Source organism: Neisseria sp. HMSC061H08, assembly GCF_001836795.1.
GTDB lineage: Bacteria > Pseudomonadota > Gammaproteobacteria > Burkholderiales > Neisseriaceae > Neisseria > Neisseria subflava_A.
The window spans coordinates 1-24382 of record NZ_KV830553.1; the positions used below are offsets into that span (position 1 = coordinate 1).

The 24382-nt window shown below is 53.1% G+C and carries 20 protein-coding genes and 3 pseudogenes; 6 read left to right on the forward strand and 17 right to left on the reverse strand.

Translation table 11 applies throughout. The features are described from left to right. Positions 1–232: 232 nt before the first annotated feature. The 5 genes from ptsP to HMPREF2675_RS00760 all read right to left on the reverse strand — a co-directional run bounded on the left by ptsP (position 233) and on the right by HMPREF2675_RS00760 (position 5004). Positions 233–1996, reverse strand: coding sequence for a phosphoenolpyruvate--protein phosphotransferase (gene ptsP / locus HMPREF2675_RS00740; RefSeq protein WP_070813715.1), 1764 nt, complete (start codon positions 1994–1996; stop codon positions 233–235). Continuing rightward, positions 1996–2265, reverse strand: coding sequence for an HPr family phosphocarrier protein (locus tag HMPREF2675_RS00745; RefSeq protein ID WP_070813716.1), 270 nt, complete (start codon positions 2263–2265; stop codon positions 1996–1998). Before HMPREF2675_RS00745 ends, ptsP begins: the two co-directional genes overlap by 1 nt. Before the next feature lie 44 nt (positions 2266–2309). Further along, positions 2310–2738: a PTS sugar transporter subunit IIA gene (locus tag HMPREF2675_RS00750; RefSeq protein WP_049344952.1), complete on the reverse strand. Its 429-nt coding sequence runs from the start codon at positions 2736–2738 to the stop codon at positions 2310–2312. 58 nt (positions 2739–2796) lie between these two features. After that, positions 2797–3360, reverse strand: a complete 564-nt coding sequence (locus tag HMPREF2675_RS00755; protein ID WP_070813717.1) for a hypoxanthine-guanine phosphoribosyltransferase — start codon at positions 3358–3360, stop codon at positions 2797–2799. Between the two features lie 114 nt (positions 3361–3474). Beyond that, complete coding sequence (locus tag HMPREF2675_RS00760; protein WP_070813718.1) at positions 3475–5004, reverse strand: ABC transporter permease; 1530 nt, start codon at positions 5002–5004, stop codon at positions 3475–3477. A 96-nt stretch (positions 5005–5100) separates the two neighbouring features. Here HMPREF2675_RS00760 and HMPREF2675_RS00765 point away from each other — a divergent pair, with 96 nt between their 5' ends. From HMPREF2675_RS00765 to pdxA, 3 genes are all read left to right on the forward strand, one after another. Then, a complete protein-coding gene (locus tag HMPREF2675_RS00765) occupies positions 5101–5241 on the forward strand; it encodes a purine catabolism protein PucB (protein WP_283127777.1) in 141 nt (46 codons plus the stop codon). Continuing rightward, on the forward strand, positions 5238–5768 hold the full coding sequence (locus HMPREF2675_RS00770; protein ID WP_083323855.1) for a cytochrome b: 531 nt from the start codon (positions 5238–5240) through the stop codon (positions 5766–5768). Before HMPREF2675_RS00765 ends, HMPREF2675_RS00770 begins: the two co-directional genes overlap by 4 nt. Positions 5769–5925: 157 nt before the next feature. Continuing rightward, a complete protein-coding gene (pdxA, locus tag HMPREF2675_RS00775) occupies positions 5926–6930 on the forward strand; it encodes a 4-hydroxythreonine-4-phosphate dehydrogenase PdxA (RefSeq protein ID WP_070813720.1) in 1005 nt (334 codons plus the stop codon). A gap of 194 nt (positions 6931–7124) precedes the next feature. On the opposite strand, the gene HMPREF2675_RS00780 is transcribed toward pdxA, so the two are convergent. The 10 genes and pseudogenes from HMPREF2675_RS00780 to galE all read right to left on the reverse strand — a co-directional run bounded on the left by HMPREF2675_RS00780 (position 7125) and on the right by galE (position 19781). Further along, positions 7125–8120 (reverse strand): S49 family peptidase, encoded by a 996-nt coding sequence (locus tag HMPREF2675_RS00780; protein ID WP_070813721.1) that lies wholly within the window; start codon positions 8118–8120, stop codon positions 7125–7127. A 54-nt stretch (positions 8121–8174) separates the two neighbouring features. Then, positions 8175–9197 (reverse strand): lysozyme inhibitor LprI family protein, encoded by a 1023-nt coding sequence (locus HMPREF2675_RS00785; RefSeq protein WP_070813722.1) that lies wholly within the window; start codon positions 9195–9197, stop codon positions 8175–8177. Between the two features lie 105 nt (positions 9198–9302). Continuing rightward, entirely contained in the window at positions 9303–10517 is a 1215-nt protein-coding gene (gene gltS, locus HMPREF2675_RS00790) for a sodium/glutamate symporter (protein WP_070813723.1), read from the reverse strand. Between the two features lie 216 nt (positions 10518–10733). After that, on the reverse strand, positions 10734–12140 hold the full coding sequence (locus HMPREF2675_RS00795) for an SEL1-like repeat protein (protein WP_070813729.1): 1407 nt from the start codon (positions 12138–12140) through the stop codon (positions 10734–10736). 361 nt (positions 12141–12501) lie between these two features. Beyond that, on the reverse strand, positions 12502–13761 hold the full coding sequence (locus tag HMPREF2675_RS00800; RefSeq protein ID WP_070813724.1) for a capsule biosynthesis protein: 1260 nt from the start codon (positions 13759–13761) through the stop codon (positions 12502–12504). 136 nt (positions 13762–13897) lie between these two features. Beyond that, positions 13898–16013, reverse strand: a pseudogene (locus HMPREF2675_RS00805) (capsular polysaccharide biosynthesis protein). Positions 16014–16047: 34 nt separating this feature from the next. Beyond that, a complete protein-coding gene (rfbC, locus tag HMPREF2675_RS00810) occupies positions 16048–16587 on the reverse strand; it encodes a dTDP-4-dehydrorhamnose 3,5-epimerase (protein ID WP_070813730.1) in 540 nt (179 codons plus the stop codon). A gap of 53 nt (positions 16588–16640) precedes the next feature. Next, positions 16641–17507 carry a glucose-1-phosphate thymidylyltransferase RfbA gene (rfbA, locus tag HMPREF2675_RS00815; RefSeq protein WP_070813725.1) on the reverse strand — a complete coding sequence of 289 codons (867 nt, stop codon included), beginning with the start codon at positions 17505–17507 and terminating at the stop codon, positions 16641–16643. A 73-nt stretch (positions 17508–17580) separates the two neighbouring features. Beyond that, on the reverse strand, positions 17581–18648 hold the full coding sequence (rfbB, locus tag HMPREF2675_RS00820) for a dTDP-glucose 4,6-dehydratase (protein ID WP_070813726.1): 1068 nt from the start codon (positions 18646–18648) through the stop codon (positions 17581–17583). A 116-nt stretch (positions 18649–18764) separates the two neighbouring features. Next, positions 18765–19781 carry a UDP-glucose 4-epimerase GalE gene (gene galE, locus HMPREF2675_RS00825; protein ID WP_003747972.1) on the reverse strand — a complete coding sequence of 339 codons (1017 nt, stop codon included), beginning with the start codon at positions 19779–19781 and terminating at the stop codon, positions 18765–18767. A 129-nt stretch (positions 19782–19910) separates the two neighbouring features. Here galE and HMPREF2675_RS00830 point away from each other — a divergent pair, with 129 nt between their 5' ends. The 3 genes from HMPREF2675_RS00830 (at position 19911) to HMPREF2675_RS00840 (ending at position 23868) form a co-directional block, all read left to right on the forward strand. After that, positions 19911–22187, forward strand: coding sequence for a Tex family protein (locus tag HMPREF2675_RS00830; RefSeq protein WP_070813727.1), 2277 nt, complete (start codon positions 19911–19913; stop codon positions 22185–22187). Positions 22188–22328: 141 nt separating this feature from the next. Next, entirely contained in the window at positions 22329–23396 is a 1068-nt protein-coding gene (locus HMPREF2675_RS00835) for a Fic family protein (RefSeq protein ID WP_070649326.1), read from the forward strand. Between the two features lie 130 nt (positions 23397–23526). Then, positions 23527–23868, forward strand: a complete 342-nt coding sequence (locus HMPREF2675_RS00840; RefSeq protein ID WP_003683849.1) for a hypothetical protein — start codon at positions 23527–23529, stop codon at positions 23866–23868. Positions 23869–23925: 57 nt separating this feature from the next. Here HMPREF2675_RS00840 and HMPREF2675_RS00845 read toward each other — a convergent pair. Both HMPREF2675_RS00845 and HMPREF2675_RS10795 read right to left on the reverse strand, forming a co-directional pair. Next, a pseudogene (locus HMPREF2675_RS00845) lies at positions 23926–24195 on the reverse strand (LysR substrate-binding domain-containing protein); the annotation flags it as partial. Between the two features lie 2 nt (positions 24196–24197). After that, positions 24198–24382, reverse strand: a pseudogene (locus HMPREF2675_RS10795) (IS5/IS1182 family transposase); the annotation flags it as partial.

Below are 24382 nucleotides of genomic sequence, written 5' to 3' on the forward strand. Positions count from 1 at the left end.
AGGGAGTGATTGGTGGCGGAAACAGCCGAAAATCTGTGTCTAGGTTTCGGCTATTGGGGGAAAAGGAATTTTGCAAAGGTCTCGGCCTGTAAGCAGTGTTTGGGAAAAGTGAAAAAGGTTGGTTTTTGAAATGGCGAAATAGGGAAGAAGGGGGCTTGAGGGAGAATCGGGCATAAACCCAAAATGGGGACGAATAAAAGGGCGTGTATCGAAACACGCCCTTTTTAGAGATTCAGACGGCCTGTGATTCCGCCTGTTCGCTTTGGTTGAGGATTTTAATCAGTTTTTCGGCTTTTTCCGGGTCTTCGCAGCGCAGGATTTTGGCGGCATCGTTTTCGAGATGGCCGGTGTGGCTGTGCAGGATGATGTTTTTAACCGAAAGCAGGTTGTTGGGGTTCATGGAGAAGCGACGCAGGCCCATGCCGAGCAACAGTCGGGTGAAGACAGTATCGCCGGCCATTTCGCCGCAGATGGATACGCCTTTTTCCATGCGGTTTGCCGTGCGGATGATGTGTTGCAGCGTTTTGAGGACGGCAGGGTGGCCGGGTTGGTAAAGGTGGCTGACGCTGTCGTCGCCGCGGTCAACCGACAAGAGGTATTGAATCAAGTCGTTGGTGCCGATGGAGATGAAATCGACGAGTTTGAGGATGCTGCCGACGGTCATGGCGGCGGCCGGGATTTCAATCATGCAGCCGATGCTGACCGAGCCGAAGGCTTCGTCGCGTTCGGCAAGTTGGCGTTGGGCCGTGTCCAGATGGATAAGGCATTGGCGCACTTCGGAAATAGATGTAATCATCGGCCACATCATGCGCACGGGACCGTGGGCGGCAGCGCGGAGGATGGCGCGCATTTGGGTGCGGAACATGACCGGCTCGGCGAGGCACAGGCGGATGCCGGTCAAGCCGAGTGCAGGGTTGAGATTGCCGTTGGGCGTGCTGTTTTGGCCGAACCAGCGCGGATTTTTATCGACACCCAAATCGACGGTGCGGATGGTAATGCTTTTGCCTTTCATCTTTTTCACAATCGTGCTGTACACTTCGTATTGCTCGTCTTCAGACGGTATGGTGTCGCGGTTGAGATAAAGAAATTCGCTGCGGAACAGGCCGACGCCGTCCGCGCCGAAGTTGTGCAGGGCTTTGATGTCTTCGGCGGATTCGATGTTGGCTAAAAGTTCGATGTTGATGCCGTCGGCCGTGGTGGCGGCGGTTTTTTTGATTTTGTTGAGTTCGCGCTTGTGGCTGCGGTATTCACGGGCGAGGCGGCGGTATTCGTTGAGGACGACTTCGTCGGGATTGATGATGAGGACGCCGTTGATGCCGTCGACAATGACGATTTCGTTTTCAGTGATGAGTTTGCGGGCGTTGTGCAGGCCGATGACGGACGGGATGTCGAGGCTGCGGCCCAAGATGGCGGTGTGGCTGGTCGGGCCGCCGGCATCGGTTACGAAGGCGGTAATGTGCTGTTCTTTGAACAATACGGTATCGGCAGGCGAGAGGTCGTGCGCGATGAGGACGGTGTCGTCAAACAGGTTGCCGGCGAGGTTGATCTCGTTGCTTTGACCGACAAGGTTGTTGTGGATACGGCGGACGACTTGGAGCATGTCCTGTTTGCGTTCGCGCAGGTAGTCGTCGTCGATGATGTCGAACTGGGCGGCGAGCTTGTCGCTTTGCTGTTTCAATGCCCATTCGGCGTTGATTTTCTGTTCGCGCAAAATGTCGATGGGTTCGCGCGAGAGGGTAACGTCGGTCAGCAGCATTAGGTGCAGGGAGATGAACGCGCCCAATTCGGTCGGGGCATTTTCGGGAATCGCGCCGCGCAGTTGTTCCAATTCTTTGCGCGTGGCTTTGATGGCGTTGTCGAAACGGGCAGCTTCGGCATCGAGTTTGTCGGGATCAATGTCGTATTGGGGGACTTCCGTTGTGCCGCGCGTGATGAGGTGGGCGTGGCCGATGGCAATGCCTTTGCCCGCGGCTACACCGTGTAGGACGATGCTCATTATTCGCCCTCGCCGAAGTAGTCGTTGATGAGGTCGGTCAACGTCTGCATGGCGGCGGCTTCGTCTGCGCCTTCTGTTTCCAGCTCAATCACGGTGCCTTTGGCGGCGGCCAGCATCATCAGGCCCATGATGCTTTTGCCGTTGACGCGGTTGCCGTTTTTGGTAACCCAGACTTCGCTTTGGAATTGGGAGGCGGTTTGGGTAAATTTGCTGGAGGCGCGTGCGTGCAGGCCGAGTTTGTTGATGATTTCGATTTCTTGTTTGAGCATGGATGTCCCCTAAATGTTCGTAAAGTGAATGTTTTCAGACGGCCTTAGCCGTGTTCTTTGCACACCAGGTCTTCAGGTGCGGATGTAATGGCGAAAATGCCCCGGATGGCAGCTTCTTTGACGGTTTCGGTGAAGTCGGAGAGGTTTTCGGCTTGTGATGAGTATTGGATGGCTTTAATCATCATCGGGGCGTTGAGGCCGGTCAGGATGGCGGATTTGTTTTCGCGCACCAGCCGGCGTGCAGCGTTGCACGGGGTTGCGCCGAAGATGTCGGTCATGATCAGCACGCCGCGGTTGTCGGGAAATTCCTGCAACGCGGCGATGGCGTTGTTGATGATGTCGTTTTGATCCTCGTCAGGCTGTACGCCGAGGATGTGGAGATTTTCGGGGAAGCCGTTGGGAAAGAAATGGTCGGCCAAACCGCGATAGGCTTCACCTATGGTTTCATGTGTAATGATTAACAAACCTATCATGATGTGTTCCTAGCATGGGGGTTGAGGCCGTCTGAAGATTTTTCAGACGGCCTTTGTTTTATTTATTGTTTAAGGCGTAGATTTCGCCGAGGTTGCGCCAGCAGCCGGCGGCATCCATACCGTAACCGAAGACGTAGCGGTTGGGTACGTCCAAACCGACATAATCGGCTTTGGTCGGTTTTTCTTTGTCGATCAGCTTGTTGGCAAACACGGCCGCACGGCAGCTTGCCGCGCCCATTTTCAACAGTTTTTCCTGAATGGCGGCCATGGTGTGGCCTTCGTCCAGAATGTCGTCCAAAACGACAACATGACGGCCTTTGATTTGCTCGGGGTCGGGCATGCGTTTCCAGTTGAACGCGCCGCCTGCGAGTTTGTCGCCGTAGCGGGAAACGTGGACGTAGTCAAAGTCCAAAGGGAAGCGCAACAGCGGCAGCAGCTGCCCTGTAAACACCACCGCGCCACCCATTACCGGCAGGAGCAGGGGGTATTTGTCGCCCAAGTCGCGGGTAATGTCGTCGGCAACTTTTTGCAAGGCCGCGCGGCATTGTCCTTGGTCAAACAGCAAGTCGGCATTGTCCAGCATGGCTTGGGTTTCAAGGCGTTTGGTTTCTAAGTCGGTCATGATAGGTCGTGTTGGGTGCGGTTAAAAACAAATTATATAGCGGATTCAATCAATTTTCGATACAAGGCGCGGCAATAGTGTAGTGAAAGTGAAGGGAATTTGAGCCGACCACGTTCAGACGGCCTTTTGCCCTTCCGCTTCGTCCACCAGCAAAAATGCCGTCAAAGCCAAAGCGGTCAATAGCGCCGTCAACACCATCGCCCGTCCGTAATTGTCCGCACCGGCGCGCCCGAGATAATCGTAAATCAAGGTGGTCAGCGTCTGCCATTCGGGGCGGGACAGGAACAATGTGGCCGCAAATTCGCCGATACACGTTGCCGAAGCCAAAGTCAGGCCGCGCCGTAAGGCCGGTTTCAATAAAGGCGCGGTGACATAACAGGCCGTCTGAAAACCGTTTGCGCCCATGGTACGCGCTGCTGCCGTGTAATCTTTGGGCAAACCGTCCCACGCGGCCAATACATCTTTGGCCACAAACGGATACGCCAACAGCGCATAAGTCGCGGTCAGCAGCCACAGCGAAGCTGTCCACTGCGGATAGAGCAGCAAAACGCCAAACGCGATGCACACGGGCGACACCATAAACGGCAAAAACATCAGCGCGCGCAACCACGCCATTTGCCGTGCCGCCGCCGCATACAGTACGCCCAAAACCGTTGCCGCCGCCACGGCTGCCGCAGAGAAACGGACAGTGTTCCACACAGCCGCCCACGTTTGCGCTTCCAGCAAGACTGCCCACGAAGAGCCAGCCGATACCGCCTTGAGCCATACAGCAGCCAAAGGCAGCAGGCAGCAGACTGCCAACATGGCCAAAACCATTGCCGTCAGCCATTTTTCCCAAGCCCATATCGGCGCACGCGGAGGCAAAGGCGAGACCGACTTATCCACAGCCACGCGTTTGCTCCAATACGCATACAAACCGCCTGCCGCCGCCGTAACCGCCAGCACCAGCCACACCAACACCGACGCACGCGCCATGTCCAACTCATACGCCACCAGCCGGTAGATTTCCACTTCCACCGTTGCAAAACGTTCTCCGCCGAGCAGCAAGGCCAGCCCGAAGCCTGAAAAACAATATAAAAACACCAGACACGCACCGCCGGCAACCCACGCGCGCACCACCGGCCATTCGACCCAGACAAACCGCCTCCACGCATCCGCGCCCAAAGATTGCGCCGACAGCAACCGCGCCTGCGGCACTCGCACAAATCCTTGATACGCCGAGCGCACCAAAACCGGCAGGTTGAAAAACACATTGCCGTAAATCAGCAGCCACGGCGTGTCCTGCCAACCTGCCGCCAGCATACCGTGTGCGCCAAATAAAGCCAGTACGCCCATGCCCGCCACCAAAGTCGGCATCACAAAAGGCAGCATCAGCAGGCGTAAAACCGTGCGCCGTCCGGCGAAGTCCATCCGCGCCAGCACCCACGCCGCAGGCACGCCCAAAGCCGTGACCAAGACGCAGGTCAAAACCGCCTGCGCCACCGTCCAGCCCAAGCGCAGACGCATATAGTCATCAGCCACCACTTCCGCCCAAGCGCCTTCGCCGTCGTAAAACGCCAGCGACAGCAAAGGCGCGGCCACCATGACCGCCAAGAAACCCAAAGGCAGAAGCAACAGCGCACACCGCCGAATCCAAATCTGCATCGATGCGTACCCGAGAATAAAAACGCCTATTTTAGCCCGAGTTCGGCATAGGAGGTGGTATTCCTGCCCTTGTTTTCAGACGGCCCGGGCAGCCTGATGGATAAAACCGCCGTTTCTTCAAATTTTCCAAACATTTACGAAATTTCTTTAAAAAGGCAACATAATTGGTTGGGCATTTTTGTTACAATGCCGCCGATTCAAAAAACCAAACAAATCAAAAACAAGGAAACATTATGACCGCTACACGCCCACAAACCTACGATGCCGTCGCGCGCGCGTTGCATTGGCTGACCGTACTCGGTTTCATCGGCATCCTCTCCACCATTACCGTTTGGACCATCTACGATGGTGAAGAATGGGTCAAATCGCTCTTCGGCGTGCATAAATCCATCGGTTTCATCACGCTGCTGGTGATTGCCGTGCGCATTGTTTGGGCTCTGCTCAATGCGTCTAAACGTCCTGCCGCCGACAGCTTTGCCGCCAAAGCAGGCCACCTTGCCCTTTACGTCTTCATGCTCGCCGTTCCCGTTATCGGCATGATCCGCCAATACGGCGGCGGTCGCGGCCCGTTGAAAGTATTCGGTGTCGAAGTGATGCAGGGTTCGCCAGAGAAAATCGAATGGATGGCCAACCTCGGCAATATGGCGCACGGCAAACTCGGCTGGCTGCTTTTTGCGCTTGTCGCCGGCCACATTGCCATGGTCGTTGTTCACCGCATTCAAGGCCACGATGTTTTATACCGCATGATCGGCCACCGTTCTTAAGTGTAAAACGGTAAACAGCCAAGGCCGTCTGAAAACAGTTTGACCAAGCAGAAACTGTTTTCAGACGGCCTTTTTGTATTTGTGTTAATCTGCAAAAGTAGAGCAGGTATTTTGCCTGACTGTTGTCTAAATACTGTAAACCGTACCGAGAAACACCATGACTGCTCCCATCCTCGCCATCACCTCCGGCGAACCGGCCGGCATCGGCCCCGACATCTGCCTTGATTTGGCTTTCGCCGACCTTCCTTGCCGCCCCGTTGTTTTGTGCGACAAAAACCTGTTGGCGCAAAGGGCCGAACAACTCGGCAAATCCGTCATCCTGCACGACTTTCAAGCCCAAGCGGCTGAACCGTTGCCCAAGGGTGAACTCGAAGTCCTGCATATTCCTTTAGATGCCGAGTGTCGGGCGGGCGAACTCAATCCTGCCAATGCCGCGTATGTGCTCCGACTGCTGGATACGGCGTATCAAGGCATTTCAGACGGCCTGTTTGCCGGTATGGTGACCGCGCCGCTGCATAAAGGCATCATCAACGATGCCCACGCAGGCAACGGCTTTTTCAGCGGCCATACCGAATACCTCGCCGAAAAAAGCCATACCGAACAAGTCGTCATGATGTTGACCGGCGGCGGCCTGCGTGTGGCATTGGTGACCACTCATCTGCCGCTGAAAGATATTTCCGCCGCCATCACGAAGCCTTTAATCGAGTCGGTTGTCCGCATTCTTGAACACGACCTGCGCCATAAGTTCGGCATAGCCAAACCGGTCATCCTCGTTACTGGCCTCAACCCCCACGCGGGCGAAGGCGGCCATTTGGGACACGAAGAAATCGACACCATTATTCCGGCACTTCATGCCCTGCAGGCCGAAGGCATAGACGCGCGCGGCCCTTATCCGGCCGATACCGTGTTCCAACCCTTCCTGCTCAAAGATGCCGATGCCGTCCTCGCCATGTATCACGACCAAGGGCTGCCGGTGCTCAAATACGCCGGTTTCGGCGAAGGCGTGAACATCACCCTCGGCCTGCCCTTTATCCGCACTTCTGTCGATCATGGCACGGCATTGGGTTTGGCGGGCACGGGCAAAGCCGATTCCGGCAGCCTGATTACCGCCGTTCAAGCCGCGCTGGATATGGCGCACAATATGCAGAAACAGGCCGTCTGAAACGTGGAGGCTTGATCGTTTGCAGGCGTAAAGTGTTCCCGTAAAAGCATCATCAGGGGATATTTGCCTGTCGGTTTGATGAAGCCGATGGATGTTTGGACAATAATCTGCACTTTATTTGAAAAAACATATAAAAAGGCCGTCTGAAACTCCGATATTTTGGGTTTCAGACGGCCTTTTGGTTTTTTTTTGGTTTACCAAATTTCAGACAAAGTTTCTTTGACTTTGGCCTTCACTTCCGCACCGAAGCGGCGGCTGAGCATTTTGCTGAAATCATCTTGCGGCGTGTAGTTGACCAGCTCGGGTGCTTTGACAACATCGCGGGCAACGCTGTAAATGCTGCCGAAGTCGTCAATCAGGCCGACCTGTTTGGCTTCTTTGCCGGTGTAGATGCGGCCGCTGAAAACATCGGGATATTGTTTGTCTTTCAATCGCGCGCCACGGCCGAGTTTGACGGCTTTGATAAATTCTTGGTGGATATCGCCCAACATGGTTTCCCAGATTTGGGTTTGTGCCGGCGTTTCAGGCGTGAAAGGGTCGCCCATGCCTTTGTTGCTGCCGGCGGTTTTCAGACGGCGTTTGACACCGGCTTTGTCCATCAGGCCGGTAAAGTCGAAACCGCCGCCGATCACGCCGATGCTGCCGACAATGCTGGAAGGGTCGGCGTAAATTTTGTCGGCTGCGGCGGCAATGTAGTAGCAGCCGGAAGCGCACATGTCTTCGGCAACGAGGTAAACAGGGATATCTTTGTGTTCGGCTTTGAGGCGGCGGACTTCGTTAAAGGCGGTGTTGGACACGACAGGCGAACCGCCGGGGCTGTTGGCGCGGATGATGATGGCTTTGGCGTTGCTGTTGTTATAGGCGGCTTCCATGCTGTCGCGCAGGATTTGGACTTGGTCGTCGATGTCGTTGCCGATTTCGCCGGTCAGGTCGATAACGGCGGTGTGTTCGCCGCGGGCGTGGATGCTCGTGGTTTTTCCTTCTTCTTCTGCAAAGCCGAAGATCAGGCTGAGGAAGATGAGGACGGCGACGCCGCGCCAGATATTGCGCCAAATGCGGGCGCGGCGCTGTTCTTGGTAGGCGGCGAGGAGGACTTCGCGCAGGGTGTTGCGCTCCCAGTTGTCAACAGGTGTGGAGGCTGAAGATGGTGTGTTTGGGGCATCGCCTTCACGGTGGATTCGGTATTGCATGATGTGATGTGCTTTCTTGTAGGCCGTCTGAATGTTCAGACGGCCTTATCGGTTTTAGTTGATGGAATAGCCGCGCAGGTATTGCGTACGTTCGCGGGTCATACGGGTTTCACACTGCAGGCGCAGGTATTCTGCTTGTGCGGCGCTGTCTGCGGACGCGGCTGCTTGTTGGCAGTTGAGTTTTTTGCTTTGAATCCAGGCGCGTTGTTCGCCGAGGATTTGTTGTTTGACATCGCTGTCCATGCCGCCCCAGAGGTCGTTGATCTCGCTGTCTGCCTGACGGTTTTGCGCACGCGCGTTGTCGAGTTCGCTTTGGCTGAGGCCGGGCGGCTCGTTGCGCGGAGTTTCACGGTCAGGGCGCAGGACTTCGTAGTCTGAATTATCGTCATCATCGGTCAAGCCGACGGCTTGGCTGGCGGCGTTGTTTTCGAGGATGTCTTGCGGATTGACAGTCGGCGGCTCTTCTGTGTTTTGGTTTTGCAGCAGCTTGATGGCCTGCTCTTTTGATACAGGCTTGCCGTCTATCATGACGATGCTTTTCACGCCGTAGGGCAGCAGGGTGGCGGAAAGGGTTTGGGCCGTGGTGCTCAGGGTGTTGTCTTCGAGAACCGGTTTGCCGTCTTTGTCGGGAGTGTAGAGCAGGGTGGTGCTGAACGTGTTGTTTTCAAACGTCAGGTTGCTGCCCATCAGTTTTTGTTCGAGCATGTCAGACAACGGAGTGTTGCCGTAAATCAGCGGGCTGTTGTCTATGGCCGTTTTGAGGATGGTGTCGGGAATACGGATTTTGAGGTTGGCGCGGCAGATGGCTTTGCCGTCGTCTTCGGTTTCTTTGGGGTCTTCAAGCAGGGTTTCTAATTCGAGGCCGGCGGCGATGATTTTATCGGCGTCGACGAATTGGCGGTTGTCATTGCGGGCGAAGGAGCGCGCTTGTTGTTTGAGGGTGTCTTCGATGGTGGTACGGATGTTTTGCAGTGTGGCCGGTTGGGCGCAATCAAGTGCGGCTTTGGGCTCTTCTTTGCTGCATGCGGCAAGCAGAATCGTGCTTAAAATCAATACGGAAGCGGTTTTTTTGTACATGTGTACTCCTGAAGGTGACGGCCTTTCAGACGGCCTGACGTGTCTATCATAGCAAAAGCACTTGCAGCAAGTAAATGCGGCAAGTGCTTTTCTATGTCGGACGTATCAGCCTTTGATGACGCTGACGAAGCCGGAGAGGATGGCGGCGTTGAGCAGGTCAACGAAGAACGCACCCACCATAGGCACAATCAGGAAGGCTTTGTGCGAAGGGCCGAAAGTTTGGGTAATGGACTGCATATTGGCAACGGCAGTCGGGGTGGCGCCCAAACCGAAACCGCAGTGGCCGGCTGCCAAGACGGCGGAGTCGTAGTCGCGGCCCATGAAGACGTAGGTAACGAAGGTTGCGTACAAAATCATGACGACGGTTTGTACGGCCAGGATGATGGTTACCGGGCCTGCCAGACCGGTCAATTCCCACAGTTTCAGGTTCAGAAGGGCCATGGCGAGGAAGAGCGACAGGGAGGCGTTACCGAATACGTCGATGGCGCGGTCGAACATATTGACTTTGAAGGTTGCAGTCAGGACGTTGCGGATGACCACGCCGGCAAACAGACACCATACGAATTTAGGCAGGTCGAAGAAGGCTTTGTCGTAGCCGTCGACGATTTCGGCAAAAGCCAAACATGCGGCAAACATCGCGAGTGTTTCGACAGCGGAGTCAGCCGTAATCAGACGGGTACGTTGTGCTTTTTCGAAGACGTCGTCGGTTTGGTCGTTGTCAACTGGTTTTTTGTTTGTTTCCAGAGGTTTGCGACCCATTTTGTTGATCAGGCGACGGGCAACGGGACCGCCGATCAGGCCGCCGAATACCAGGCCGAAGGTGGCGGAAGCCATACCCAAGCCGGTTGCGCCGGTCAGGCCGAATTTGCTTTCAAAGTCAGGACCCCATGCGCCGGCTGTACCGTGACCGCCGGTCAGGGTAATCGAACCGGTAATCAGGCCGATCAGCGGATCCAGACCCAATGCGCTTGCCAAGCCGACACCGACGAAGTTTTGGACGATGATGAATGCACCTACCACGGCGGTAAAGATGACCAAAGGCAGGCCGCCCGCTTTCAGACGGGAGAAGTCCGCGCTCAAACCGATGGATGTAAAGAAGATGAGCATGAACGCATCTTGCAGCGGTTTTTCAAATTTGAAGCTGACGCCGTAGGCTTCGTGCAGGGCGAACAGGACGATAGCGGCAACCAAACCGCCGGCGACCGGCTCGGGAATATTGAAGTCTCGTAAGAATTTGATTTTTTGAACCAGAAATTTACCAACCAGCAACACGAGCGTGGCGGCAATCAGTGTGTAATAACTGTTGAATTCCCATTCCATGTTGTTTCACCTCCTAGAAATGTTTTTCCGAGTATCCGTTTCTTTCCGGATGCAGTGTGTTTCAACGCTTGGCGTTATCCGCCGAGTGTCATGGTATTGATGCGCGGACAAGGTGTTTCCGGAAAGAAATGAAAACGATGGCTTGTCCGTGAAAAATAACTGGCAAATATTAGGGGAATAGTTAAAGATTGTCAAAAAATGCGTGTGTAAATCTTTTCAGACGGCTTTTTTCCCGATGGCATGATGCGCTTCGCGGCGCCATTGTTCCAAGAGGGATGTTAATAACCCGGCCGAGGCATGCCCGTTGCCGATGGCGGCCTGCAGCCAGTAGCAGGCAGTCGGAACATGGCAGCTTACACCTTGCCCGTGATAGTAGAAACAGGCGAGGTGGTATTGGGCGGAAGGGTGGTTTTGTTCGGCTGCGATGGCGTACCAGTGGGCGGCCGCCCGAGGGTCTTGCGCCGTGCCGAGGCCGTAATGGTAGATGCGGCCCAAGGCTGCCGCCGCATTTTTATGATGGAACTCGGCCGCTTCCATGTAATTTTTGCGCGCGGCATTGTAGTCGGCAGGACGGCCGATGGCGCGGGCTTGTGCTTCCGCCAAACGGTATGCGGTCTCGGTTTGTTGCTGTTGCAGGGCGGCTGTTTTGATTTGTTCGTATTGTTGCGGATGGTACAGCGCGGCATCGCTGATAAGTTTTTGTGCGGCGGCGGCAGAACCCAGCGCGGCGGCACGGTGGTAGTAATCGTGCGCGACATGGTTGTCGGCTTTGATGCCGAGGCCGTAGCGGTAGAGGTCGCCCATGATTTTCAGGGCTTCGGGATGGTTTTTCTCGGCGGCGGCTTTGGCATAGCGCGCCGCTTGGAACGAGTCTCGTTCGGAAAGTTCGCCGGTCAGGGCATATTGGGCCAGCTTGGCTTGAGCTTCCGCTTGTTCCTTGTCGGCGGCACGACGATACCATTCCAAGGCTTCGGGTCGGCGTTGGGCGGCAAGAAGGTCGGCCAGCAGGGTTTGTGCGGCGATGTGACCGGCTTGCGCGGCTTGTTCGAGGTATTGTTCGGCTTGTGCGTGGTTTGGGCTGACACCTGTGCCGTAGAAGTAGATTTGACCGAGTTGCCAACAGGCGGCCGTCACGCCGAGCGCGGCCGCTTTTTCGTATTGTTCGACGGCTATCGCAACGTCGCCTTGGCGTTGATGATGGCGCGCCAGATGGTAATACGCGGGCGCGGCATATCGGGCGGCAGCAAGCTCCGCCCAGTAGAGCGATTGTGGATCGTTGTGCTGCGCGTGGTAACGCATGAGGATTAATTGGGCTTCTGGGTGTCCCTGCTCACCCAGCCAGGCGTATTCGTTAAGAAGCTGTCCGGTCGGGGTGCCGTTGTGTTCGCGCTGTTGCAGCAGGGAGAAGAGTGCTTTGGGATGGCGTTGGGCCGCGGCGGCTTCCAACCATGAAAGTGCCTGCTCCGGTTGGCCGTTTTGCAGCAGATGGTTGCCCAATACGAAAGCAGCTTCCGCATAACCCTGCTTTGCCGCCTGTTGCAACAGGGGCAGGGCTTGGGCGGTATGGGATTGTTCCAAAAGGGCGGCGGCTTGCCGGTAGAGGATTTCAGGAGCGGCGGTCATGGTTTGCGGGCGGATAAAGTGGAAGACGGGTGCTGCGGCATATAGGCGGCGATGCCGGTCGATGGCTTTGTAAAAAATAGGGCTTGGCACAGTTTTGCAGTTGCCTTACCGGCCTGCCTTTAAAGATGTTCGGCTTGTTGTATTATTTTCCTGGGGAAACATCTCTATTCAGTGCGTTACAAAGCTTTCGGCTTGAGTCGGCATACGTTCATGACAGCTTGGTCATTATACTGTTTTTGTAATTTATTGTTAATGATAAATGCGGTTTTTTTATGGTTTGTTTACATGACAGCGGATGGGATGTTGATTGTTTCAGGCCGTCTGAAATGTTTTTCAGACGGCCTGAATTATTTTTGCTAAGTCAGGTTGCTGGAATGGAAGGGGCAGAGGTTTTTTTGTCGGGGAAAAACACCTGACTGTAGAAGTTGCCGTTAATTTGGGTCATGTTGAGGTGGTACATTCGGTAGGCATGGAACAGCTCTTTGTCAGGCGGTGTCGGATGATTCCAAAATTCTGCCAAGGTATTTTGGTCGGTTATGCCGGGAATATCATAATAGGCACGGTCGAGCACTTTGACAGGCATATTGTGTATCAGTCCGGACAGGCCGCTGGTGCTGTTGATGGTAACCATGCCGAGGCCGTGGCGTAGGAAAGCGGGCAGGGGGACATCATGGACGTAAGTCACGCGGCCTTTGAGTTTGGGGTGTTCTTTGATAAAGCGTTTAATGTCGCGCCAGTAGTCGATAAAACCGCGGTCCATCGGATGATGCTTGATGATGATGTTGGTATCGGCAGGCGCGTGCGCGGCAAAGGAGGCCAAAATATGGAGCAGGAAGCTGCGGACGCTGGAAAAGTCACAATGGATGCGGACTTGGCTGTCGTTGAATACCTGCAAGGGAACAATAAAAAATTTGCCGTATTTGCCCGTCTCCACGCGTTTGGCGATTTGGATGTCTTCAATGTAGTAGTTCAAACGCTTGAGGATGGAGATCGACCACAGTTTGAGGTAATGGCCGGCATTGGATGCGCGGTGGTGGATGTAGTTTGGGTACTTGTTCGGGTTGCGGAACAATTCGATATAGTAACGGACGGCGTTTTTGGCCATGGGCATAAACCCGCCGCGTACCGGCGTCGGCGCTTTGTATTCTTGCTGGGCCAGCTTGGGGAATTGTTCCAAAAAAAAGTCGGCACGGCGCGGTAACGGGGAAAATGCGTTGACGCCGTCTTTTTCTAGGGTGATGTAGTAGGGGCGGAAATAGCCTTCTTCAAACGCCCAGAAACCGACTTGGTTTTCGTTTGCAATGCGTTTTGCAATGACGTGATAAGGGCGTGTGTCGCCAAAGCAGACAACGGCCTGGATGTGATGTTGAACGATGTATTCTTGCAAAAACTCAGGAAAGGCATCGTAGTTATCGTTAAAAACAACGGTATGAGCTTGAGTGGGCGGATAAAAATAGTCGTCGCCTGCATTAAAGTTGAATTTATGGACGGTTTTGCCGTTTACAGTCAGCCAGTCGGCAAGACGCAGAAAAAAATTGCCGACAGGACCTTGAAGCAGCAGGATATTTTCTGCGCTTTCGATCAGGTTTTGCAGGTTGTTTTTGAGGACGGTCTGTTTCATGTCGCAATGTGGTTTTGTTTTTTATGTAATAGTTTTAGGTTGAACTTTCAAGCATACGCCAAGCGTATTAACGATGCAAAGGCAATGATGCCGCAATAGAATCAAGTTTATGATATATCGTTAATTTAGATGGTATTTATTTGAAAGATCGATATAGTTGTTTGATTTTACCTAATTTTTTAGCAAAGTGCCCGCGATGTAATCCGTTGTTGTTTTTTTGCATATTTTTTTGACGTATCAGGATTTGGGCTGCAGTTTCCGCATTGATGGCCTGATGGGTTTCGGGGTGGATGTAGTCGGGATAGTGGATGAGTGTGCCGGCAATCAGCTGCCAAAGCTCAAGCCTGCGGCTGTGGCGTGGAATGGGCAGCAGATCTTGGGTAAGCCCCCAGCCTGCATAGAAAGGCAGGCCGTAGCAGCTGACTTTTTTGCCGCGCAACAAGGCTTCAAAACCGGTCAGCGAAGTCATGGTATGTACTTCGTCTGCGTATCGGAGACAGGTCAGGATATCGGCTTGTTCGGCGGTTTGGTCGGCATATCGTGCAGCATCTTCAGGGGAAATATGGCCGATGCGGTTACCGCTGACTACATCGGGATGCGGTTTGTAGATGATATAGGCATCGGGATTGCGTTCGCGTACGGTACGGAGCAAATCCAGATTGCGATAGATTTTGGGTGAACCGTAGCGGATAGACGCATCATCTTCAACCTGTCCGGGAACGAGGATTACGGTTTTGTCGGTTGACGGGGCGGTGAAGTCTGAGCTGCCGACGTTGTATTTGCTGATGTGGTTTTCGGTCAGCATTTTTTGCAGCTTCAAGGCTGTCTGAAAGTCTTGATCGTCGAAGTTTTGGTTTTGCAGGATGTGTTCAAGACGGGACGGGGTTTCGGCATTGAAATAAATGCCCATATCGTCGGTAACGAGCGACAGCGGCGGGACTAAATTAGAACCAAGCCCGACCGAGCGGATAAAGCCGTCTTCCATACGCAACAGGGGGATGTGGTGTTGTTCAGCAAAACGGACGATGGCCTCTTTGCCGTTGCCCCAAGCTAGGATGCGTGCATCGTCGGACAGTTTGACCCCTGCCAGTTTTTGGGTGGAGGAGATAAATTTCAGACGGCATGAGGGTACGTTAAAGAACGGTTTGGCAACCGCGCGTTTCCACAAAGACATGCCGACGCAATACAACTCGCCACGCAATTTGTCGTTTTTGCGTTTGACCGTCGCCAGATAGTCGATGACATCAAAAAGGCTGCCTGCTTCGCCGGTATTGGGGTTGAGGTAGCGGCTGTATTGCAGATAGGCCGCGGCGAAGAGTTGCAGCAAGTTGCGGGGGGGCGCGGCGTTGGGTTTGAACAAGGCTGTCGATTTCAGGATGGCGGTCGTCACTTACACCCCATCCGGCATACCATGGCAGGCCGAAGGTGGTCAGCGGCTTGCCGCACAAAAGCGCCTCAAAACCCATTTGTGAGGTAACGCAATAAACTTTATCGACGTTTTGCAACAAAGAAATCGGATTGATGTCTTCTGCCAAAAGATGGACACGGTGTTGCTGCGCCAGTTGGGTCAGATAGCCTTGTTTTTTGTCGCACAAAACATCGGGATGGGTTTTTACCCAGATATCGGCTTGCGGGTTTTCATTTAAGGCCGTCTGAAACATCAGTTCAAACGTAGAGGCGTCTGCGCCGCCATATTGGATGGCCATATCGCCGAAGGTTTGGTCGATAATGAGGACGGTTTCGGGTTTGGATGGGGAGCGTAAAGGATGATCGTCTGAAAGTTCGGGCGCGTGGTTGTATTTGGACAGATGGTGTTGCAGGATGAAATCCATCGCCTGTCGCGCCTGAGCCAAGATTTCAGACGGCATGGTATCGGCGGCAAGAATCAGTTGTTCCAAACGCGAAGGACGCGTGGTGTCGTAGTAGATGCCGATGTCGTCATAGACGATGGAATAGGGCGGATAGCCGGCAACACCCAGTCCGAGCGATCGCAAAAAGCCGTCTTCCAAAGCAATAAAGGGAAGCTGGTGTTCGGCGGCAAAAGCACGCGCTTTGTGTGTCGTCGGGCGCAAACCCCATCCGACAACAGTCTCTGCACCTTTTCCGTCTTTGCAGATATGAAACTCAGGCAATAGGGTGGAGAGATGGGGAATTTTGCGGATGCCACGAGAGGGAATGTAGGCGTTTTTCACAATGCGTTTTCGTCGATTATTGTTATTAATAGATTGTAGGCCGTCTGAAAAGAGGAGCATTCTTTCAGACGGCCTGAATTATTTTTAAAACTTTTTAAAACGTGACTGCTTCGGCCAATACTTTGCCTGCCAAGTCTTTAGGCGATAGGTTTGGCTCGCCCTGCAGCGGCCAGTCGATGCCGACTGTCGAATCATTCCAAATCAGCGAGTGTTCGGCTTTGGGGTTGTAATAGTCTGTGCATTTATAGACGAACTCGGCTTCATCGCTCAGTACATAGAAGCCGTGTGCGAAACCTTCGGGTACCCACAGTTGGCGTTTGTTTTCTGCGGACAGAATTTCGCCTACCCATTTGCCGAAAGTGGGGGAGTCTTTACGCATATCGACGGCTACATCGAATACTTCGCCGACAACCACGCGCACGAGTTTGCCTTGTGTGTTTTCAGTTTGATAGTGCAGGCCGCGCAATACGCCTTTGCTGGATTTGGAGTGGTTTTCCTGCACAAAGGTGCGGTTGCAGACTTGGCTCTTGAACCACTCGTCGCGGAAGGTTTCCATAAAAAAGCCGCGCGAGTCGCCGAAGACTTGGGGCTCAAGCAGTTTTACGTCAGGAATGGCGGTATCAATGATGTTCATCGTTTTATCTTTCATCTAAAGGCCGTCTGAAAAGTTTCAGACGGCCTCAAACATTATTTTTTCAACAGGCGCAGCAAATATTGGCCGTATTGGTTTTTCGCCATTGGGCGCGCCAGTTCTTCCAGTTTTTCATCAGAAAGCCAACCATTGCGCCAAGCGATTTCTTCCAGGCAGGCGATTTGCAGGTCTTGGATGTTTTGTACGGTTTGGACGAATGAAGCGGCTTCGTGCAGGCTCTCGTGGGTGCCGGTGTCCAGCCATGCGAAACCGCGTCCCAAAAGTTGTACCGACAATGAACCGTCTTCCAAATACATTTGGTTGAGGTCGGAGATTTCCAATTCGCCACGGGCGGACGGTTTGATTTGTTTGGCGAACTCGACGACGCGTTGGTCGTAGAAGTACAAGCCGGTTACCGCCCAATCGGATTTGGGCTGTTGCGGTTTCTCTTCGATAGACAGGGCGTTGAAGTTTTCGTCAAATTCAACCACGCCGAAACGCTCGGGGTCTTTGACTTGATAGCCGAATACGGTTGCGCCTTGGGTCTTGGCGGCGGCCTGTTTCAATGTTTGCGTAAACGATTGGCCGTAGAAAATATTGTCGCCCAAAACCAAGCAAACATTGTCGTTGCCGATAAATTCTTCGCCGATGATAAATGCCTGTGCCAAGCCGTCCGGGCTGGGTTGAACGGCATAGCTGATGGAAATGCCGAAATCGCTGCCGTCGCCGAGCAGGCGTTTGAAAGAGGCGTTGTCTTCGGGCGTGGTAATCACCAAAATATCGCGGATTCCTGCCAGCATCAATACGGACAGGGGATAGTAAATCATGGGCTTGTCGTACACGGGCAGCAGTTGTTTGGATACACCGCGCGTGATGGGGTAGAGGCGCGTGCCGCTGCCGCCGGCGAGGATAATTCCTTTCATGGGTTTTCTCCTGAGTAGTGTGTGTTTGCGTGATTTTCAGACGGCCTAATATGGGAACAGGCCGTCTGAAAACTTATTTTCCAGTGCCTAAACGTTCTAAACGGTAGCTGCCGTTCAATACGTTTTGCCACCAGGTTTTGTTGTCCAAATACCATTGCACTGTTTTGCGGATGCCGGATTCGAACGTTTCCTGTGGTTTCCAGCCCAGCTCCCTGCCGATTTTGGCAGCGTCGATGGCGTAGCGCACGTCATGGCCGGGGCGGTCTTGTACGAAAGTAATCAAATCTTCATAACGCGCCACGCCGGCCGGTTTTTCAGGAACAAGCTCTTCCAGTAGGGTGCAGATGGTTTTGACGACTTCAATATTGGCTTTTTCATTGTGGCCGCCGATATTGTAGGTCTCGCCGACAACACCTTCGGTAACAACCTGATACAGCGCGCGCGCGTGGTCTTCGACAAACAGCCAGTCGCGGATTTGCATACCGTCGCCGTAAACGGGCAGCGGTTTGCCGTCGAGTGCGTTCAGAATCATTAACGGAATGAGTTTTTCCGGGAAGTGGTACGGGCCGTAGTTGTTGGAGCAGTTGGTTACGATGGTTGGCAGTCCGTAAGTGCGCAGCCATGCACGTACGAGGTGGTCACTGGACGCTTTAGAAGCAGAGTAGGGGCTGGACGGCGCGTATGGCGTGGTCTCGGTAAATAAATCGTCCGTACCGTGCAAATCGCCATAGACTTCATCGGTAGAAATATGGTGGAAGCGGAAGGCTTCGCGTTTTTCAGACGGCATTTGTTGCCAGTAGGCGCGGGCCGCTTCAAGCAGATTGAATGTGCCGACAATATTGGTTTGGATAAACTCGCCTGCCGAATCAATAGAGCGGTCGACATGGCTTTCCGCAGCCAAGTGCATCACGGCATCAGGCTGGTGTTGTGCGAATACGCGGTCGAGTTCGGCGCGGTCGCAAATATCCACTTGCTCAAAAGCATAGCGAGGATTATTGGCTACCCCAGTCAAAGATTCCAAATTGCCGGCATAAGTTAGTTTATCGACATTGACGACAGAGTCTTGGGTGTTTTGGATAATATGACGGACAACGGCAGAACCGATAAAGCCCGCGCCGCCGCTAACAAGGATTTTTTTCATAAGTTTCAGAGGATAGTCAAAATAATATAAACGGATTATAGCAGACAGAAAGTGTGTTTTTCAGATAAAGAGGCCGTCTGAAAACATCTCTTTCAGACGGCCTGTATCAGGTCAACTTAATCGTCGTAGCCATTTGGGTTGTTGCTGACCCAACGCCATGAGTCTTCCATCATCTGCGCTAAATCACGCTTGGTTTCCCAACCGGTCTGCGCTTTGGTGTAGGCAGGGTCGGCATAGAAACAGGCCAAATCGCCATCGCGACGCGGTTTGATTTGGAACGGAATGGTCAAACCGGAGGCCGCTTCAAAGGCACGGATGATTTCCAATACCGAGTAAGCACGCCCTGAACCCAAATTAAACAGGTGTACACCCGAAACATCGCTTTTCGCCTGCATGGCTGCCACGTGGCCTTCCGCCAAATCCATCACATGGATATAGTCGCGCATACCCGTACCGTCTGGGGTAGGGTAGTCATCACCGAAAACCGACAATTGCGGCAGCTTGCCTGAAGCCACTTGGCAGATATAAGGCAGCAGATTGTTCGGGATACCGTTTGGCTGCTCGCCGATCAAACCGCTTTCATGCGCACCGATAGGGTTGAAATAGCGCAACAAAATCACGCTCCAGCGCGGATCGGCCTTTTGGATATCCGTCAAAATGCGCTCCACCATAGACTTAGACGTGCCGTAAGGGCTGGTCGTATCCCCCGGTTGCATATCTTCCGTATAAGGCACTTTGCCCGGATCGCCGTAAACCGTAGCCGATGAGCTGAACACAATCTTAAATACACCGGCACGTGCCATTTCTTCAGCCAAAACCAAGCTGCCCGACACATTGTTGTCATAGTATTTCATTGGTTCGGCCACGCTTTCACCGACTGCCTTTAAGCCGGCAAAATGGATGACGGCATCAATATCATGTTCTGCAAAGATTTGACGCAACACTTCACGATCACGGATATCCCCTTGGTAAAAAGGCACAGACTTGCCGGTAATCTTTTCCAAGCGCGGGAGGATGTTGGCAGACGAATTGCACAAATTGTCCAAAATCACGGCATTAAAGCCTGATTTCAACAGGGAAACAACGGTATGGGAACCGATAAAACCGGTACCGCCGGTGATAAGAATAGTCATTGGTTTTCCTTATACAGCATATGTTATCTTGTTTTGAATGAAGTGTATCAGTATTATCCTTTGTCTTCCCAAAAATTATCTTACGTTGTGCTGTCCTATCAATCGTTCAGATGGAATATGAAGGAATATATGAACATTACCCAAATCCTCTCTCAAGAACTCTCTGCCACCACTGCGCAAATTAATGCCGCTATTGAGCTTTTAGACGACGGCGCGACCGTCCCTTTTATCGCGCGTTACCGTAAAGAAGCCACGGGTGGGCTGGACGACACGCAGCTGCGCCAGCTTGCCGAGCGGCTGCAATACCTGCGCGAGTTGGAAGAGCGCAAGGCTGTTGTTTTAAAAAGCATTGAAGAACAAGGCAAACTTTCAGACGACCTCAAAGCGCAAATCGAGGCCGCCGACAACAAAACCGCGCTGGAAGACCTGTATCTGCCCTACAAGCCCAAACGTCGCACCAAAGCGCAAATCGCGCGCGAACACGGTTTGCAGTCGCTGGCGGACGTGTTGCTTGCCGAACAGCCGCAGGACGTGGAAGCCGCCGCGCAAGGCTACCTGAACGAAAACGTTCCCGACACCAAAGCCGCACTGGACGGCGCGCGCGCGATTCTGATGGAGCAGTTTGCCGAAGACGCGGAACTCATCGGCACGCTGCGCGATAAGTTGTGGAACGAAGCCGAAATCCACGCGCAAGTCATTGAAGGCAAAGAAACCGAAGGCGAAAAATTCAGCGATTATTTCGACCATCGCGAACCTATTCGCACTATGCCCAGCCACCGTGCATTGGCGGTTTTGCGTGGCCGCAACGAAGGCGTGTTGAACATTGCCCTCAAATACCAGCCCGACGACACGCCGATTACGCAGCAAAGCGAATACGAGCAAATCATCGCCCGTCGCTTTAAGGTTTCAGACGGCCACAAATGGCTGCGCGACACCGTACGCCTGACTTGGCGCGCGAAAATCTTTTTGTCGCTGGAGCTTGAAGCCTTGGGCCGTCTGAAAGAAGCCGCCGACACCGACGCGATTACCGTGTTTGCCCGCAATCTCAAAGACTTGCTGCTTGCCGCGCCTGCCGGACGGCTGACCACTTTGGGCCTCGACCCCGGCTACAAGAACGGCGTGAAATGCGCCGTGGTGGACGATACGGGCAAGCTGCTGGATACGGTCATTGTCTATTTGCATCAAGAAAACAATATGTTGGCAACGCTGTCGCGCCTGATTAAGCAACACGGCGTGAAGCTCATCGCCATCGGCAACGGCACCGCCAGCCGCGAAACCGACAAAATCGCGGGCGAACTGGTGCGCGGAATGCCGGAAATGGGGCTGCACAAAATCGTCGTTTCTGAAGCAGGTGCGTCGATTTATTCCGCGTCCGAACTGGCGGCGCGTGAATTCCCCGACTTGGACGTTTCCCTGCGTGGCGCAGTGTCCATTGCCCGCAGGCTGCAAGACCCGCTCGCCGAGTTGGTCAAAATCGACCCTAAATCCATCGGCGTGGGCCAGTATCAGCACGACGTGAACCAAAGCCAACTCGCCAAATCGCTGGACGCAGTGGTCGAAGACTGCGTGAACGCCGTCGGTGTGGACGTGAACACCGCCTCCGCTCCGCTCTTGGCGCGGATTTCCGGTTTGAATCAAACCCTTGCCCAAAACATCGTCGCCTACCGCGATGAAAACGGCGCGTTCGACAGCCGCAAAAAATTGCTGAAAGTACCGCGTTTGGGTGAAAAAACCTTCGAGCAGGCGGCGGGATTTTTGCGGATTAACGGCGGCAAAGAGCCGCTGGACGCGAGCGCCGTCCACCCCGAAGCCTATCCCGTCGTCGCCAAAATGCTGGCGCAACAAGGCATTAGCGCCGCCGAACTCATCGGCAACCGCGAGCGCGTGAAGCAAATCAAAGCGTCCGACTTCATCGACGAACGCTTCGGCCTGCCGACGATTTTGGATATTTTGTCCGAGCTGGAAAAACCCGGCCGCGACCCGCGCGGCGAATTTCAGACGGCTTCATTCGCCGAAGGCATCCACGAAATCAGCGACTTGCAAGTCGGCATGATACTCGAAGGCGTGGTCTCCAACGTCGCCAACTTCGGTGCGTTCGTGGACATCGGCGTCCATCAGGACGGCTTGGTGCACATCTCCGCCCTGTCCAATAAATTCGTCCAAGACCCGCACGAAATCGTGAAAGCCGGTGACGTGGTGAAAGTGAAAGTGCTGGAAGTCGATGCTGCGCGTAAACGTATTGCGCTGACTATGCGGCTGGATGACGAAGCGGGCGCGGAAAAACGCAGCAAAAGGCTGCATGAAACCGAAAAACGCAGCGCAAACAGCCGCCCCGGCAAACCACCGCGCGAAAAGCAGCCTGCAAATTCGGCGATGGCGGATGCGCTGGCGAAGTTGAAAAGATAGGGCTGCCTGAAGTGTGATTTAAAATAGTTTATTAAAACAATACATTAAAACTGACTTGTAAAAAAAATCCCGTTTTTTTATCATATCGAAGCGATATAGCAAAAAAATGGGATTTTTTTATCAATTAACTGAAAACCTAAAATGTACTCGATCGAACAATTCCCTCCCGAAGCAGACCTCGAAACGGTCCCTGTCTTGAAAAAACTGAATTCCGCCCATCGTTATCTGGCTGAATTAAAAGGTATCTGCCGCAGCATTCCCAACCAAGGCATTCTGATTAACACGCTGTCTTTGCAGGAAGCCAAAGACAGTTCCGAAATCGAAAATATCATTACCACCCATGACGAACTGTTCCGTGCAGGAATATCGGCAAGCCAGTCTAGTCCTGCCATCAAAGAAGTGCAGAATTATGCTTCAGCACTGCATTGCGGCTTCGGCCTTATCCAAGAACACGGAATGCTGACCAACAATCATATTTTGACAATACAGGCCGAGTTGGAAAAGAACCGTGCCGGATTCCGCAAACAGTCGGGAACGATGCTGAAAAACGACCGTACCGGCGAAACCGTCTATACGCCGCCGCAACATATGGACGATATCATTCGCCTGATGAGCAGATTGGAAGCATTTATCAATGACGACAACACGGAAAAACCTATCGACCCGCTGATCCGCATGGCGTTGCTCCATCACCAGTTTGAAAGCATTCACCCGTTTTACGACGGCAATGGCAGAACCGGTAGAATTATTAATGTGCTGTATCTGGTTTTAACCGGGTTGCTGGATATTCCCGTTTTATACCTCAGCCGTTATCTGGTACGGAACAAAAGCGAATATTACCGACTGTTACAATATGTACGCGATACGGGTGAATGGGAAGGCTGGCTGCTGTATATGCTGGAAGCCGTGGAACAAACCGCCAAGGACGGCATCGATACCGTGCAGCACATCCATCAGGCGATGTTGGACTACAAACACCGCATCAGGCAAAACTTCAGCTTCTACAGCCAAGACCTGATTAACCACCTATTCAATCATCCCTACACAAAAATCGATTTCCTGATGAAAACGCTGAACGTTTCTCGCCCTAGTGCCGCCAAATATCTAGACGAACTGACAGAAGGTGGGTTCCTTTACAAAGAAAAGATAGGCAGAAGCAACTACTATATCAATATTGCGCTAATGAGTATATTAACACCAACTAATTGATAATATTTGAAATTTATACAATATTAAATCAATATATTGTTTGCCATCATGCTTGATGGCTTATCGATATAAACAAGCGTATAGTTCTAAATATCACAAACCCATCATCACAACCTTAGGAGTTCAAACCATGAAACCTGTTTTGTTTGCCGCGCTGATTTCCTGTTTCTCTGTTGCTGCGTATGCGGCCTGTACCGACAGCCAGCAGCAGTGCGTGATTTATAAAAACGGCAACGTCGCGACAGAAGGCGGCTGTACGGTCAGCAAGTGCCAAAGTGCCGATGCGCAAGTGTTGAAATGGAAGCTGAAAAACGGCAAAGGCGTAACCGTGGAAATCGGAAAAAACGGTAAGGTTTTGGTGAACAAAAAACCGGGTGCGAAAGCGAACAACAGCAATGCATCAGGCATGGGTTTGACATGTTATGCCGCCGATGCGGACAAACGCGAACAGTTCTGCTCGACCAATTATTGATTGGATTGTTGCTTTGATTAAAGGCCGTCTGAAAAGTGTTTCAGACGGCCTTGATGTTTATCCTTCCGATATTTTTTCATTGAGAAAGTCGATAAAGCTGCGGACTTTCGCGCTGAGAAAGGCCCTGTCGACATAAGTGGCGTTCAGTTGGTTTGCCCAGATGGTGTAATCGGGTAGGAGTTGGATCAATGTGCCGTCCTTCAATTCCTGCTGGACTGCCCAAAGGGGCTGATAGCCTATGCCTGCGCCTACTTTAATCAGCTCGCGTATCATCAGTGCGTTGTCGCTGCGGATAACCGGGGAGAGGTGGAGAATGGCTTTTTCTCCGGTGTGGTTTGTCCGCTGACTTGTCCTTCCTCGTCAATTTCTATGGCCTGACGCTGTTTGCTGCTGGCGGTCTGAATAATGGTGGCGTCAATGACGGCGGCGGATGCTTTCTCTACTTTTAGGTTTTTTCGGCCAGTTGGCAATTAATCAGTTTGAGCAATTCGGACAGGGTGTCGTCTTGCGCCAG

Bases quoted from the DNA above. Each gene is read 5' to 3' on its own strand.
- ptsP (WP_070813715.1), bottom strand. From the start codon at position 1,996: ATGAGCATCGTCCTACACGGTGTAGCCGCGGGCAAAGGCATTGCCATC.
- HMPREF2675_RS00745 (WP_070813716.1), bottom strand. From the start codon at position 2,265: ATGCTCAAACAAGAAATCGAAATCATCAACAAACTCGGCCTGCACGCA.
- HMPREF2675_RS00750 (WP_049344952.1), bottom strand. From the start codon at position 2,738: ATGATAGGTTTGTTAATCATTACACATGAAACCATAGGTGAAGCCTAT.
- HMPREF2675_RS00755 (WP_070813717.1), bottom strand. From the start codon at position 3,360: ATGACCGACTTAGAAACCAAACGCCTTGAAACCCAAGCCATGCTGGAC.
- HMPREF2675_RS00760 (WP_070813718.1), bottom strand. From the start codon at position 5,004: ATGCAGATTTGGATTCGGCGGTGTGCGCTGTTGCTTCTGCCTTTGGGT.
- HMPREF2675_RS00765 (WP_283127777.1), top strand. From the start codon at position 5,101: ATGGATAAAACCGCCGTTTCTTCAAATTTTCCAAACATTTACGAAATT.
- HMPREF2675_RS00770 (WP_083323855.1), top strand. From the start codon at position 5,238: ATGACCGCTACACGCCCACAAACCTACGATGCCGTCGCGCGCGCGTTG.
- pdxA (WP_070813720.1), top strand. From the start codon at position 5,926: ATGACTGCTCCCATCCTCGCCATCACCTCCGGCGAACCGGCCGGCATC.
- HMPREF2675_RS00780 (WP_070813721.1), bottom strand. From the start codon at position 8,120: ATGCAATACCGAATCCACCGTGAAGGCGATGCCCCAAACACACCATCT.
- HMPREF2675_RS00785 (WP_070813722.1), bottom strand. From the start codon at position 9,197: ATGTACAAAAAAACCGCTTCCGTATTGATTTTAAGCACGATTCTGCTT.
- gltS (WP_070813723.1), bottom strand. From the start codon at position 10,517: ATGGAATGGGAATTCAACAGTTATTACACACTGATTGCCGCCACGCTC.
- HMPREF2675_RS00795 (WP_070813729.1), bottom strand. From the start codon at position 12,140: ATGACCGCCGCTCCTGAAATCCTCTACCGGCAAGCCGCCGCCCTTTTG.
- HMPREF2675_RS00800 (WP_070813724.1), bottom strand. From the start codon at position 13,761: ATGAAACAGACCGTCCTCAAAAACAACCTGCAAAACCTGATCGAAAGC.
- rfbC (WP_070813730.1), bottom strand. From the start codon at position 16,587: ATGAACATCATTGATACCGCCATTCCTGACGTAAAACTGCTTGAGCCC.
- rfbA (WP_070813725.1), bottom strand. From the start codon at position 17,507: ATGAAAGGAATTATCCTCGCCGGCGGCAGCGGCACGCGCCTCTACCCC.
- rfbB (WP_070813726.1), bottom strand. From the start codon at position 18,648: ATGAAAAAAATCCTTGTTAGCGGCGGCGCGGGCTTTATCGGTTCTGCC.
- galE (WP_003747972.1), bottom strand. From the start codon at position 19,781: ATGACTATTCTTATCACCGGCGGTACCGGTTTTATCGGTTCCCATACC.
- HMPREF2675_RS00830 (WP_070813727.1), top strand. From the start codon at position 19,911: ATGAACATTACCCAAATCCTCTCTCAAGAACTCTCTGCCACCACTGCG.
- HMPREF2675_RS00835 (WP_070649326.1), top strand. From the start codon at position 22,329: ATGTACTCGATCGAACAATTCCCTCCCGAAGCAGACCTCGAAACGGTC.
- HMPREF2675_RS00840 (WP_003683849.1), top strand. From the start codon at position 23,527: ATGAAACCTGTTTTGTTTGCCGCGCTGATTTCCTGTTTCTCTGTTGCT.